Origin of the sequence: Aequoribacter fuscus, from assembly GCF_009910365.1 — a bacterium.
Lineage (GTDB): Bacteria > Pseudomonadota > Gammaproteobacteria > Pseudomonadales > Halieaceae > Aequoribacter > Aequoribacter fuscus.
Window position 1 is genome coordinate 2430527 of sequence record NZ_CP036423.1, and the last position, 13073, is coordinate 2443599.

11 protein-coding genes are annotated in these 13073 nt (G+C 53.6%); 4 read left to right on the plus strand and 7 right to left on the minus strand.

Annotated features, from left to right (window positions below; genetic code table 11):
* Positions 1-39 precede the first annotated feature (39 nt).
* From EYZ66_RS10925 to EYZ66_RS10945, 5 genes are read right to left on the minus strand one after another with little or no spacing between them, the layout of a single operon-like run.
* A complete protein-coding gene (locus tag EYZ66_RS10925) occupies positions 40-3954 on the minus strand; it encodes a YhdP family phospholipid transporter (RefSeq protein ID WP_009576656.1) in 3915 nt (1304 codons plus the stop codon).
* A gap of 17 nt (positions 3955-3971) precedes the next feature.
* Entirely contained in the window at positions 3972-4553 is a 582-nt protein-coding gene (locus tag EYZ66_RS10930) for a Maf family protein (protein WP_009576657.1), read from the minus strand.
* The gene (gene mreD / locus EYZ66_RS10935; protein ID WP_050793452.1) at positions 4547-5029 is read right to left on the minus strand and encodes a rod shape-determining protein MreD; all 483 of its coding nucleotides are present in this window, start codon (positions 5027-5029) and stop codon (positions 4547-4549) included. The genes EYZ66_RS10930 and mreD overlap by 7 nt, the downstream gene beginning before the upstream one ends.
* Positions 5026-5892, minus strand: coding sequence for a rod shape-determining protein MreC (mreC, locus tag EYZ66_RS10940; protein WP_050793453.1), 867 nt, complete (start codon positions 5890-5892; stop codon positions 5026-5028). Before mreC ends, mreD begins: the two co-directional genes overlap by 4 nt.
* Positions 5893-5931: 39 nt before the next feature.
* A complete protein-coding gene (locus tag EYZ66_RS10945; protein ID WP_009576660.1) occupies positions 5932-6969 on the minus strand; it encodes a rod shape-determining protein in 1038 nt (345 codons plus the stop codon).
* A gap of 210 nt (positions 6970-7179) precedes the next feature.
* On the opposite strand from EYZ66_RS10945, the gene gatC reads away from it, so the two are divergent.
* From gatC to gatB, 3 genes are read left to right on the plus strand one after another with little or no spacing between them, the layout of a single operon-like run.
* Positions 7180-7467 (plus strand): Asp-tRNA(Asn)/Glu-tRNA(Gln) amidotransferase subunit GatC, encoded by a 288-nt coding sequence (gene gatC / locus EYZ66_RS10950; protein WP_009576662.1) that lies wholly within the window; start codon positions 7180-7182, stop codon positions 7465-7467.
* Positions 7467-8930 carry an Asp-tRNA(Asn)/Glu-tRNA(Gln) amidotransferase subunit GatA gene (gene gatA / locus EYZ66_RS10955; RefSeq protein ID WP_009576663.1) on the plus strand — a complete coding sequence of 488 codons (1464 nt, stop codon included), beginning with the start codon at positions 7467-7469 and terminating at the stop codon, positions 8928-8930. Before gatC ends, gatA begins: the two co-directional genes overlap by 1 nt.
* Positions 8927-10369, plus strand: a complete 1443-nt coding sequence (gene gatB / locus EYZ66_RS10960) for an Asp-tRNA(Asn)/Glu-tRNA(Gln) amidotransferase subunit GatB (RefSeq protein ID WP_009576664.1) — start codon at positions 8927-8929, stop codon at positions 10367-10369. The genes gatA and gatB overlap by 4 nt, the downstream gene beginning before the upstream one ends.
* Positions 10370-10377: 8 nt before the next feature.
* Here gatB and smrA read toward each other — a convergent pair whose 3' ends face one another.
* Positions 10378-10965: a DNA endonuclease SmrA gene (smrA, locus tag EYZ66_RS10965; RefSeq protein WP_009576665.1), complete on the minus strand. Its 588-nt coding sequence runs from the start codon at positions 10963-10965 to the stop codon at positions 10378-10380.
* A 113-nt stretch (positions 10966-11078) separates the two neighbouring features.
* Here smrA and cysZ point away from each other — a divergent pair, with 113 nt between their 5' ends.
* Positions 11079-11831 (plus strand): sulfate transporter CysZ, encoded by a 753-nt coding sequence (gene cysZ / locus EYZ66_RS10970; RefSeq protein ID WP_160195673.1) that lies wholly within the window; start codon positions 11079-11081, stop codon positions 11829-11831.
* Here the strand turns inward: cysZ and rhlB are convergent.
* Entirely contained in the window at positions 11828-13021 is a 1194-nt protein-coding gene (rhlB, locus tag EYZ66_RS10975) for an ATP-dependent RNA helicase RhlB (protein ID WP_009576736.1), read from the minus strand. The genes cysZ and rhlB overlap by 4 nt on opposite strands.
* Positions 13022-13073: the final 52 nt, after the last annotated feature.

The window sequence follows — 13073 nt, forward strand, 5'->3', positions numbered from 1 at the left end:
CTCCCTGTAGCGTCCACCCGAGAGTCCTAGCGGGACACCTTAATTCGGCGACACGCCTTGCTCTGATACAGACGCTTCAGTCTGGTCAGGGCTCGGCTGATCACCTGCGGCCCCGGGCCCTCCCAAAACATCGGGCTCATCTAAAACATCTTGCTCCGTTTGAGTCTGATCAGTTTCTTCCGAGCCACCCTGCTCAGCGCCCGCTTTTGGCTTAGGTAGTTTGGTATCGAATAACTTATCGAAGGCGAGTTCAGGTTCTTGCCACGTACCCTTCACCGAATAAACAGCGCTCGAAAATTTATCGACCTGCTTCTCAAAAATTTTGCTAATGACATACACACCAGCCGCAGCGGGAAGCCCTCCGGTCAGTGCCGCTAACCACGGCAGATTGCTGGCCACGGGCAAGGTCGCAATCAAACGACCATCCAAACTTTCATCCAGTAAGTTAGCCTGCCCGGAAAACTGAAAACGACTGGCGCTACTCTCCATGTTCATCTTATCGATATTAATCAAACCCAGGTCGGCACTGGCATCGATCGCAAGCTGATTAAACGGCACGCCCGATTCAAACAGCTGAGTCAAACTCAAACGACTCACAATATCAGCAAAATTCAATATCGTGATCACCTTCAGAGCGCCCTGAGCACCCGCTGACGCTTTCAAGAATTTGCCGTCTTTGAGGCGAATTTTGAGCTGCCCGTCGGTACCAGCAAAACCGAACTGCTCTGGACCACCTGGCCACTCTAAATCGAAATCAGCTCGGCCTGACTGGGTCTTTAGCACGCTTTCATAACCGAACGCCTCAAACACCTCACCTAAATTATCAACCAAGACACCACCCGACACGCGCGAATTCATCACGCCTTGCTTGGGCCACATCAAGGTAATCGGCTGTTCAGGATCGGCCCGGAGTTTACGCCACTCGCCGTTCATCACCATTAGCGTGTAGTCCTCGTCACTCTGAGACAAGCGCAGTTCACCTCGTCCTAAAACCTGGTCACCCTCACGGACTTGGTCAAAACTGACGTGCAGCTCGGGCAAGTCAGACCAGCCTTGGCTCGACTCTGCCTGATCCACCCAGAGCTCAGCGAACGCCTGCAAATCAACATCGATTAGGTGTAGGCGCCAGTGATCATCTTGCGTCTTGCTACTCAACTCTCCGCTCAACCACTGGGTTTGCCAGCCAATAAACCAGTCCGACGCTTGTCGCTCCGCCATTAATACCACGGAATCGAGTTCGCGCTGCATAAAGTGCAATCGCTCTACCCGCAGATCCTGGACAAGGTAATGCGCCTGCGATGCCTCGTTAGACTCGGGTAAAACGGACCGCCAAGCGTCAAGATCAAGCCGAGGCAAAGCGCCGGTAAGACTTGATAAACCGGCCTCCAGCGGGAGCGGCGATCGACCAAGACCGACAGCAAACCCAGTTTGATCAGTCGCAAACTGAGCATCAAGGGTCATCGCTTGTCCTAGTAGCAGCGCACCGCGCAATGCTGGGTCGCGAAGATCCAGATCAAACCGCATCGCCAAGCTTGCAGCGGCTGGCTTTGCCAAAGGCTCGGGTAGATCTATCTGCAGCCCCTTTAAATCACTCGTCAACTGTAACGCGGCTTGCTCAGGGGCCAACACCAAAATGCCATCAACCGTGCTCTCGCCGTGCAAGTGACCTTGAATACCAAGATTCATAAACGCTTCCAACGAGGGGCCGTGCAGCGCGCTGGAGAACTCAATATGCGTTGTTTGGACCTCACCCACCTGTGTGGCAATACGCGCTTGTAAAGACTGCCCCCAAACATTACCCGTTAAGGTTTCGGCAGAAAATCCGTCTTCGGTGCTGTAAGCGAGATCACCGTGTATATTGCGAAGCGTCAGACCGGGCGCCGGAGTCAGGCCTACATCATGTAAGTTCAAACTGAGACTCACCTCGGGACGAACCACACCGACCAAAGGAGTATCGATGGTTAACCGGCCAGCTATCTCGCCTTGAACGTCCCAGCTGCCACTCGTCTGCGGGACATAAATCGCCAGCGGTGACTCTCGCAGATCGGCTAGAGCAGCACCCAGTTGTCCCCGGATCGAGCCATCAATACTCAAGTGTGGTTGCCGCTCGAGATCAAGCCACACCTCTGCACCTACTGAGCTCGCCCTGACACCGGGCAAGCCTCCTTGCTCTAACCAAAGGCCGGTCTGCTCATCATCCATAATCAGCACAGCCGAGTCGATAGTCAGCGCCGGCCAATCGGGTAAAAATTTTAATTCCATGGCTTGGAGACGGCCTATCAAGCCGATGCTGCGAGCATCTCGCTCTTCTTTCAGGAGCGAGCCGCGATAGAAAAAACCCAGATCACGAGCGGCCGCGTCTCCAATCGCGGTATCTAGCCAGCGTTGCAAATTCTCTGGAATGGTAGCGGGAATAACGGTGTTGCGAGCGGCGGCATTACCCTCACTTACGCCCAGATAAAGCTCCATTTCGGGTGCAACGACCCCCTGTTGAAACGGCAGTTTCAGCGCCAGCTTACCGTGCGTATCGCCCACCGCCGCCAAGCCATGAATATTATCCGCCCGAAGGTGCAAAACGGCAGCATCCCAAGAGGCGTATAGCTCAGCGGTCGCATTCGCTATTTCTAAGGGCTTGGCGTAAACGGTAGGCAACGCTAACTCGAGCACAGGGGTGTTGAGTTGAAACATCGCTTTATTATCTCGTAACCACACGTCACCGGTAATACCGGCACCACCCGCTCGTTTATCGGAGGCTTCAATACTCACACCGTCTAATTTGAGATGCGCGCGCAGGTTGTTTTGACCTTGACGCCACAGCATTCGGGGTTGTAGGACGCGTCCTTGCGGCTCGAGCTCTTCCAAGGTCTTAGCCAGAGTGCTGTCTTTAGCCACCTCGCGTAACAGACGACTCAGCTGCTGCACATCCAGAGTCTCGCTGTTTAACAGTAGTGCACCGTCTCGCCAGTGCGCTCTCATGTTCGGCAAAACTAAAGGCTCAGACTGAGTCTCTAGCTTCAGATTAAACAAGCGCGCAGCCGCATGCTTAAAATCGGTATCGACCCTGAGCTCACCTGAGAGCTGAGCATCAGCGCTTGGGTTGCGTAAATTGAGCCCAGAAAAGGACCAATGCCCACCCAAGCGCCAATCGTTCGCTTGTGCCTGCAAATACGCCGTAAGAGCAAACCCAGCGCTTTGCTGTGCCGCTATGGGCGCACTGCCTGACAAGATTTCCAGAGGCTCCTGGCTCATCGCCAGCGAGGCAAAGCCACTACCGTTAAATTCCTCTGGTCGCAGTGGGTTACCGAGCCCTTGGGCGAGCACCTGAATATCGGTTCCGGTACTGTCGCCGATAGTTATCTTGAGCTGGCGCTCACTGCCATCTCGCCAGTAATCGAAGTCCAAGAGAGCCTCGTAGTATTTATTCTCTCGGTTGACCCCTATACGCGCGGCACTTATATCAAGGCGCCGAGTCTTATCCATCAGCACTTCCAGAACCCGGGTCAAAAACTGTAAGGACTGTGCGGACCGTGGCGCATTGTTCGCCGCCTCGCTGTTGAGACCGACTTGGTATTCCACCTGCAGTCCCTTGATCGCCAAACTCGACACACTCGGCATCCAAAGCCGCAGAGACGCTACAATATCGACGCTGAGTTCTGCTGCTTCAAATTCAACACGAGTCCCAGAGATGGCGCCAGAATCACCGTAAAGAATCACCTCATTTAATACAAGCGTCGGAGCAAACGACTCCCATCGCAGTGCAATTCGCTCAGCTTCGAGTCGGCCAGGGATAGCGTGATTGATGCGATCAATGATGGGTTCGCGATACCGGTCAACATGGTGAGACAACAAACGGCCAAAACTGACATACACCGCGAGCAGTACAATGCTGAAAACAATAATCCGCCACAGCAAACTGCTCAAGCGATCATAAAAATGCGGTGTATTGGAAGACATGGGCTGAATTCTACACCCTAATCGACACTCCGGGATAATGACAAATTCACTCCCGAGGCAACCAAAAGTTCGCTTAAGATCTGCAGGGGCAGACCGATGACGTTGCTCACTGAGCCCTCGATCGATTCCACCAGTACATCGCCAACACCCTGCAAGGCATAAGCCCCGGCTTTATCACTCGGTTCACCCGTGGCGATGTATGCCTTGATCAAATCGTCACTCACACAGGCAAAGCGCACGCTCGTGCTCACAACCTTGAGGGCTCGGCGCGTCGACGTATAGACGGCCAACCCGGTTAGCACCCGGTGTTCTCGCCCCCTCAAACTCGAAAGCATCGCAAAAGCCTCCTGCTCTGACTCGGGCTTTTGCAACATGAGGTCATCAACCACCACGGTAGTATCAGCGGCGATAATACAACTCCCAGCGCACACCTCCTGTACCTTTGTTGCCTTTTCATGAGCCAAGCGCTGAACGTATTGCTCAGCAGATTCGTTGGCACGCGGCGTCTCGTCGATGTCCGCAGGACGAACCTGAAAGTCGGATACAATACGGGCGAGAAGCTCACGACGACGCGGCGACTGAGACGCTAAAATCACCATTCTGTTAGGCCATGATAGCGCCTGAAATAGCGCAAAATTTGCATTACCACGGGCCACACCAGGGCGCTACACAAGGCGGTTAACAGAGGGGGAGTCACTGCAACAGCTTGAGTCTCGAACGATGCCAGCCAAACATCAATAAAGCGCGCGACACCGGCAAGCATGAACACCAGCGCTATCTGAGACAAAACGTCCATTTTACGAAAACGCAAGCAGATCAACTGCCCAAACAGACACACCAAAGTCATAATCAAAGCGTAATGGCCCAAGGGGCTTGCACTCAGCACGTCAACGGTAAATCCCGTTAACAATGCATAGGTCAGGCCAACCCTGGCAGGCAGAGCAACGACCCAATAAAACAGCACCAAGGCCACCCAATCAATCAGCAGGGGTAGGCCCGACACCTCGGTCGTCCAAATACTGAGCAACATCGCAATCACCAAGGTGAAAAGTACCACCAGTGAATCACGTATCACGGCGCGATAGCTCTTGAACCGAGAGTAATGTCAGAGGCCAAAGCACCCTCTGGAAACAACAACAAACCGTGCCGAGTTCGACTGAGCTGAGCCAAAGGCTCTGCCCAAACGGTCGCAAATCGGTCGCCATCGGTACGCTCTACAGCGACCACTTTGGCCACTGGGTAACCCATGGGGAAACGCCCACCCAAACCTGAGGTCACAAGCTGGTCGCCTACTTCCACATCGGTGGTCGTCGATAAATACTCGATGCGTAAACGATTGAGGTCACCGGTGCCCTCAGCAATCGCGCGCACCGAATTGCGGATGATTTGGACAGGTACCGAATGACTCGCGTCACTAATCAACATAACCTGGGCGGTATCACTGGCGACTTCAATAACTTGGCCCAGCAGGCCATCAGAGTCAATGAGTGGCTGCCCCGGATAAACCCGTTCATTACTGCCGTGATCGATCGCTATGATTTGTCGGTTTGGGTTGGGTGACACGCCAATAATTTCTGTCGCCAAGACATCATTACGCTCGCGCGGCCCGGCATTCATGAGAGCACGTAAGCGTGAGTTCTCAGCACGCAACGCCACCATTTGCTGCAGCTTGGCCTGTAGTACGAGATTTTCGCGCTCGAGTTGATCAACCCGATTATACAGGGCATCTTCAGAACGACTAGCCTCCGACAACGCCTGCCATATATTGCGTGGAACGGCTGCCACGTCGAAAATAAAGTCCGTAGCATCAAGCCCAGCGCGACGGACAGGATCAAGCAAGTCCGTTTGACGATCTGCCACCCACATCACGACTAGCAGGGCAGTTAACAGACCCGCACGTAGTCCAAGTCGTGACTTCTTGATGAACAGCGGTTTGATGTGTCTCTCCCTTAACCCGCGTGGTTAGTGCACGCCGATTTACTCGCTAGACAACAACTCCAAGGTGTGCCGATCCATACGTTCCATCGCAATACCGCCGCCGCGCGCCACACACGTCAGGGGATCATCCGAGATCACCACGGGCAGGCCAGTTTCGGAGGAAATCAGCTTATCCAAATCACGCAACAAAGCGCCACCACCGGTCAATACTACGCCCGATTCCGCGATATCGCCCGCGAGTTCTGGCGGCGATTGTTCCAGCGCAGACTTAACGCCTTGAACGATAAGTTGCAGTGGGTCCGACAGAGCTTCTAGGATCTCGTCACTCGTTAGCGTAAAGCTTCGAGGCACGCCCTCTGCCAAGTTACGCCCTCGCACGTCGATCTCACGCATCTCGCCGCCGGGGAAGGCACAACCAATTTCTTGCTTAATCCGCTCTGCGGTCGCCTCGCCAATCAAGCTGCCATAGCGACGTCGAACGTGGGCAATAATGGCTTCGTCAAAGCGATCGCCACCCACGCGCACAGAATCGCTGTAAACCACGCCGTTGAGCGAAATAATCGCGATTTCGGTAGTGCCACCACCGATATCGACCACCATACAGCCGGTGGCCTCCTCGACATTCAAGCCCGCCCCAAGCGCGGCCGCCATCGGTTCTTCAATGAGACGAACATCACGAGCGCCTGCACTCAGGGCACTTTCACGAATCGCCCGACGCTCGACTTGCGTTGACATACAGGGTACACAGACAAGCACTCGGGGGCTCGGGCGAATAAAGCGTGTTTCGTGAACTTTCGCGATGAAGTGCTGCAACATTTTTTCGGTGACCTGAAAATCTGCAATGACACCATCTTTTAATGGGCGAATGGCCGTGATATTGCCCGGCGTCCTACCCAACATACGCTTGGCCTCGGTACCTACCGCTTCGATCGACTTCTGGCCATTGTGAATACGAATAGCCACCACTGATGGCTCGTTCAACACGATTCCCTGGTCTTTTACGTATATGAGGGTATTTGCAGTACCCAAGTCGATCGATAGATCGTTAGAGAACATACCGCGCAGTCGTTTGAACATGTTGTTTTCGTTTCCCTAGTGTTGGGTTGGAATGGCCGGCGAGGCGACGCATTTAGATCGAGTATCGCAGCTCAAAAACACCACAAATTGCGCTCGGTTCGGCTTAAAAGCTGAATTATCCTCTCTTTCGACAACTCTATCAATGCCCGCGATTTTGGGCAAGGACAGCGTTGTGATAAACTCGCCCGCCTGCGAAAAGAGAGAGTCCATATGTCCGTCACAACCAGTCAACTCAGCGAGGTGGCAACACTCGCTCGTTTGCAACTTGAGGCCGAGCAAGCCGAGCCGGTGACCCACGCAATCAACCAGATTTTAGGCCTCGTAGACCAATTACAGGCTCTAGATTTACAAGGCGTAACTCCCATGGCCCACCCCCGCGACGAAGTCCAACGTCTGCGGGTAGATGCCGTGACAGAAACCAACCATCGTGAAGCCTTCCAAGCGATTGCACCCGCTGCTGAAGAAGGCCTGTACGTCGTACCTCCGGTGATTGAATAATGACTGCCAGCATCCGAACCCTCGCGACTGAGTTACGCCAAGGTACACGTTCGGCGGTGGAGCTCACCCAAGACTACCTGCAGCGCATTGAACAACGTGACGACCAATTGAATAGCTATATCACCGTCGCATCTGAGCGCGCACTGGCGCAGGCGCAAGCTGCCGATGAGCGTTTGAGCAGGGGCGACGCCTCCCTGCTGTGCGGCATTCCCATCGCCCACAAAGATTTATTTTGTACCCGCAATTTAGCCACCACCTGTGCATCGAAAATGCTGGCCAATTTTGTTCCGCCCTACGACGCGACAGTTGTCGAACGAATCGACACCGCGGGCGCAGTAACTTTGGGCAAAACCAATCTCGACGAATTTGCCATGGGCTCGTCTAACGAGAACAGCTTTTTTGGCGCGGTCAAAAACCCCTGGGATCTAGACTGTGTCCCCGGCGGCTCGTCGGGCGGCTCCGCAGCGGCGGTCGCTGCTGAATTATGTGTGGCAGCCACGGGCACTGATACTGGGGGTTCGATCCGCCAGCCCGCAGCGTTTTGCGGTATCACTGGCTTAAAACCTACCTATGGACGGGTGTCGCGCTTAGGTATGGTGGCTTATGCCTCATCGCTAGATCAAGGTGGCGTAATGGCGAAAAGCGCCGACGATTGCGCAATTTTACTCGAGGCCATGGCGGGCTTTGACCTTAAAGATTCCACCTCAAGTGGCCACCCGACCATACGTTACTCCGAACAATTAAACACGTCGATCGCAGGTTTGCGCATTGGCATTCCACGCCAATATTTTAATGAGCAACTCGACGCCAAAATGGCGGGGATCTTGCAACAATCTTTGCGTGAGCTTGAAAAGCTTGGGGCTCAGCTCATTGACATCGACCTGCAGCAGACAGGCCTTGCGATTCCCGCTTACTACATCATCGCGCCGGCGGAAGCGTCGACCAACCTTTCTCGCTACGACGGCGTTCGCTATGGCTATCGGTGCGACAACCCAAAGGACCTTCAAGACCTCTATGTGCGTAGTCGCAGTGAAGGCTTTGGTAAAGAAGTTCAACGCCGTATTTTAGTCGGCACCTACTCACTGTCCAGCGGTTACTACGACGCCTATTACGGACAAGCACAACGCGCGCGACGCCTCATCGCAGAGGATTTTGCCAAGGCTTTTACCCAAGTCGATATCATTGCTAGCCCCACAACCCCTGGCCCAGCATTTGGTTTAAATAGCAAAACGCAAGATCCCGTGGCCATGTATTTGGAAGACATCTACACCTTGGCGGTTAATCTTGCCGGCCTACCTGGCTTATCGATGCCCGCAGGATTTTACGATCATCGCCCCGTTGGACTGCAGTTAATTGGCAATCATTTTGACGAGTCGACCCTGCTGCGAACGGCGCACCAGTACCAACAAAATACCGACTGGCATACTCGTCGCCCCGGTCTCATTGCAGGAGGTGAGTCATGAGTTGGGAAGTCGTTATCGGGCTCGAGGTACACCTGCAGCTTGCCACCCAATCCAAAATATTTTCCGGAAGCTCGACCCGTTTTGGGGCCGAACCCAACACTCAAGCCAGCGCGGTTGATTTAGCCATGCCCGGCATGCTCCCGGTGCTCAATGAGCAAGCGGTGCGTTTCGCCGTACTTTTCGGATTGGGTATCGGCGCCGAAATTGGGCAACGGTCGGTCTTCGATCGCAAAAACTACTTCTACCCTGACTTACCCAAAGGGTACCAAATAAGTCAGTTCGAACAGCCCATCGTTGGCAAGGGAGCCTTCACAGTCACTTTATCTGACGGCACCACCAAGACAATAGGTATTACCCGCGCGCACCTCGAAGAGGACGCCGGCAAATCGCTACATGATGCCATTCCCGGCGCTTCGGGCATTGACTTGAACCGAGCCGGCACGCCTTTACTTGAAATCGTCAGCGAACCCGACATTCGTAGCGCGGAAGAAGCGGTCGCTTACCTCAAAGCACTGCACACTCTGGTCACTTACTTAGGTATTTCCGATGGCGATATGTCACAGGGTTCAATGCGCTGTGACATCAATTTATCGTTGCGCCGTCCAGGTGCGAGCGAATTTGGCACTCGCACCGAAATCAAAAACGTCAACTCGTTTCGTTTCGTAGAGCGCGCTATTCATAGTGAAATCGAGCGGCAATCGGATGTCCTAGAAGACGGCGGTGTCATTATTCAAGAAACACGCCTGTACGATGCCGAGCGAGATGAGACGCGCTCGATGCGCTCAAAAGAAGTCGCCAATGACTATCGCTACTTCCCCGACCCCGATTTACTGCCCGTCGTATTAAACGATGAGACGATCGACGCCATTCGAGCCAGTTTACCAGAGCTGCCCGATGCCAAGCGGGAGCGCTTTAAAGAACAGTACGGCTTGGGCGACTACGACGCCAGGGCTCTGTGCGATAGCCAAGCCATGGCCAATTATTTTGAAGACGCCGCCGCAGCCGGTGGTGACGCGAAACTGGCCGCCAACTGGATGTTGTCGGAACTCGCCGCACAGCTTAATGCCAACAATATCGAGTTAGAGCAAGCACCTGTGAGTGCACAGCAGCTCGGCCAACTCATTGTGCGCATTAAAGACAATACGCTGTCGAGTAAAATGGCTAAGCAAGTATTTGATGCCCTGTGGCAAGGCGAAGGCGACGTCGACGCCATTATCGAGCAACGCGGCCTGAAGCAAGTGAGCGATTCAGGCGCATTAGAGAGTCTGGTCAACGAGGTGGTTGCGAACAACCCCGATCAGGTAGCGCAATATCGAGCGGCCGATGACGGTAAGCAGAAAAAACTGTTGGGCTTTTTTGTCGGGCAGATCATGAAAGCGTCGAAAGGCCAGGCCAACCCAAAGCTTGTCAACGAACTGCTGAACAAAGCGCTGAAGTAATTTCAGCGCTAGTAGCGCATAAAGCGCTCGCGATTCACTTGTTTTTGGATCTCGTTTTTTCGCAACAGAATGTACACCGCGCCCGTCCCGCCGTGCTGGGGCTGAGCGCTGTGAAAAGCTTGAACGGCATCGAGCTCGCGCAGCCAGTGGTTGACGCACCCTTTTAAGATGGCCGCCTGCTCTTTTTCTGCCTTACGTTCGCCTCTGCCGTGCACAATAATCACCGTGCGCAGACCCAGTTCCAGGGCTTGCTCGACAAACTCAAAGACGGCTTTACGCGCCTGCACCACTCGCATTCGATGCAAATCTAAGCGCGCCTCGGTATCGTACTTGCCTTGTTTTAACTTGCGATACACACCGTTTTGAATACCCGGGCGTTTGAAATCAAGCACAAACCAAGGGTCGAGCGCCGCAATACCCTCTTCCGTCAAAATGTTGTTATCGGCTTGGGGTCCCGTCACGGCAGCTTCACGCCGTCGCTCTACCGCGTCCGCCGCCAAACTCGGGGCTTTAGAACGAACCACCCGCTCATCCTGCCGCAGGGGTTTTACGTCGGCGAATTCTTGTGTGAATAAGTCCAGTTCGTCTTCGTTCATACTCTTTCCTCTGCGGCCTGCCGTTGTATTATAGCGACAGCTGGGCTGTACGCCGAACCCATTTTTTGGCTTACTTACCCCCACAACCCTTCTTGAACACAAAGGCCTTCTCTATGCGCGGCAATCCAACCCAGGGCATTCAATACTTAATACGCGGCATTCAACTGATGCGAGTACCAAAGCTCATGGTATTTATTTTAATACCACTTGCCATCAATATGATCGTCTTCGGCAGCTTGATCGGCTGGGCAATCTCTTATCTGAACGCCTTAGTACCGGAATGGATACAATCACTGCCTGCCTGGATGAGCTTTATTGAATGGATCATTTGGCCACTGCTGGTGTTACTGTTTGGCTTGCTGAGTGGCTATTTATTTACCACGGTAACCCTAATGATCGCCTCGCCTTTTAACAGTTTACTCGCGGAAAAGGTCGAGGAGCACTACACGGGCCAAGAGGTGGAAGGTTTCGAGACTATGAGTGCTGCCTTGATGGCTGTCCCTATGTCAATTATGCGCGAACTGCGCAAACTGGCCTACTACTTACCCATGGCCATACTGGTCTTTATTTGCACTTGGATACCCCTGGTAAACTTCGCCGTGCCTTTTCTGTGGTTTTTGCTGGGAGCGTGGATGATGAGCCTGCAGTTTCTAGACTATCCGCTCGACAATCATCGGCAAAGTTTTAAAGCGGTCATCGAGTTCGCGGGTCAAGAGCGCTTAACGACCATGGGATTTGGCGGTAGCGTAGCACTGTGCGTCAGCATACCTATCTTAAATTTAATTATCGTGCCAGCTGCAGTGGCCGGTGCCACCTTGCTGTATTGCGACCAGCAAGCCGGCGGGTCACCGAGACTACAATCTTAAGCCAACAAACTTTCGGGCGGGTGCTCGCATTCTAAGCGCTCACCCAAGAGCGCTTCGATATCGGGCAACAAGAAGGCATCGTCCTCGCTTGCAAAGCTAATCGAGGTCCCTGTGGCACCTGCCCGCCCGGTGCGACCGATGCGATGCACGTAATCATCTGGATCTTCGGGCAGATTATAGTTGACCACATGCGATACGCCGTCGACGTGAATACCACGCCCTGCAACATCAGTGGCCACCAACACTTTGAGCTTGCCGCGCTTAAAATCTTCCAATGTGCGGGTGCGTTTATTTTGCGGAATCTCGCCCGATAGCACACCACAGGGTATGCTCGCTTTCCGCAAACGTTCGTACAAATGCCGAACCTGATCACGGCGATTGGCGAACACGATCACGCTGGTGGCTGCCTCATCACGCAGAAGATTGAGTAAAATTTTGTAGCGCTGCTCAGCCGAGACTAAATACACTTTTTGATCGACGTTCGCTGTTGCAACACTTTCAGGTTCGATCTCGATCTTAATCGGCTTGTAAGTCCACTGCTCGGACAGGTTGATAATGTCTTGCGTAAAGGTCGCCGAAAACAACAGCGTTTGCCGGTGCTCTTTCGGGGGCGTAGCGCGCACAATTCGCTTGACCTGAGGAATGAAGCCCATATCCAGCATGCGGTCCGCTTCGTCCAATACGATGGTTTCTACGCGATCCAAAAACAGGTCTTGCCGCGTCATAAAATCAATCAGACGACCTGGTGTTGCCACCACTAAATCAACGGGCTCTTGATCCAGCTTTTGCAGTTGCTTTTGGTAATCCATACCGCCAATGAGGGTCACCACGCGCAAACCTGTGTATTTGCCCAAATCCTTTGCGTCCTCGGCGATTTGCATGACCAGCTCACGCGTTGGCGCAATCACCAAGGCTCGCGGCTCGCCCACGAAACGCTCGTCGTCGATAGGATGCGCTAATAAGTCATTGAAGACCGTAATCAAAAACGCTGCTGTTTTACCTGTGCCTGTTTGCGCCTTACCAATCGCATCTAAACCGCGCAGCGTGTGGGGTAGTATCGCGCCTTGAATGGGCGAGCATGTCACAAACCCCAAATCTTTAATCCCTTTTAACAGACGTTCGTCGAGATCCAAAGACTCAAAAGTTCGTGTGTCGGCATTGGCCTGATCGGCCAAACTGAATGTGCTCATGTGCTCCTGCGCGATTGTCGCTTTTACTAAACCGCGCGGAGTGTACCATTAA

Excerpts from the sequence above, each read along its gene's own strand:
- EYZ66_RS10925 (WP_009576656.1), bottom strand. The coding sequence starts at position 3,954 with ATGTCTTCCAATACACCGCATTTTTATGATCGCTTGAGCAGTTTGCTG.
- EYZ66_RS10930 (WP_009576657.1), bottom strand. The coding sequence starts at position 4,553 with ATGGTGATTTTAGCGTCTCAGTCGCCGCGTCGTCGTGAGCTTCTCGCC.
- EYZ66_RS10945 (WP_009576660.1), bottom strand. The coding sequence starts at position 6,969 with ATGTTCAAACGACTGCGCGGTATGTTCTCTAACGATCTATCGATCGAC.
- gatC (WP_009576662.1), top strand. The coding sequence starts at position 7,180 with ATGTCCGTCACAACCAGTCAACTCAGCGAGGTGGCAACACTCGCTCGT.
- gatA (WP_009576663.1), top strand. The coding sequence starts at position 7,467 with ATGACTGCCAGCATCCGAACCCTCGCGACTGAGTTACGCCAAGGTACA.
- gatB (WP_009576664.1), top strand. The coding sequence starts at position 8,927 with ATGAGTTGGGAAGTCGTTATCGGGCTCGAGGTACACCTGCAGCTTGCC.
- smrA (WP_009576665.1), bottom strand. The coding sequence starts at position 10,965 with ATGAACGAAGACGAACTGGACTTATTCACACAAGAATTCGCCGACGTA.
- cysZ (WP_160195673.1), top strand. The coding sequence starts at position 11,079 with ATGCGCGGCAATCCAACCCAGGGCATTCAATACTTAATACGCGGCATT.
- rhlB (WP_009576736.1), bottom strand. The coding sequence starts at position 13,021 with ATGAGCACATTCAGTTTGGCCGATCAGGCCAATGCCGACACACGAACT.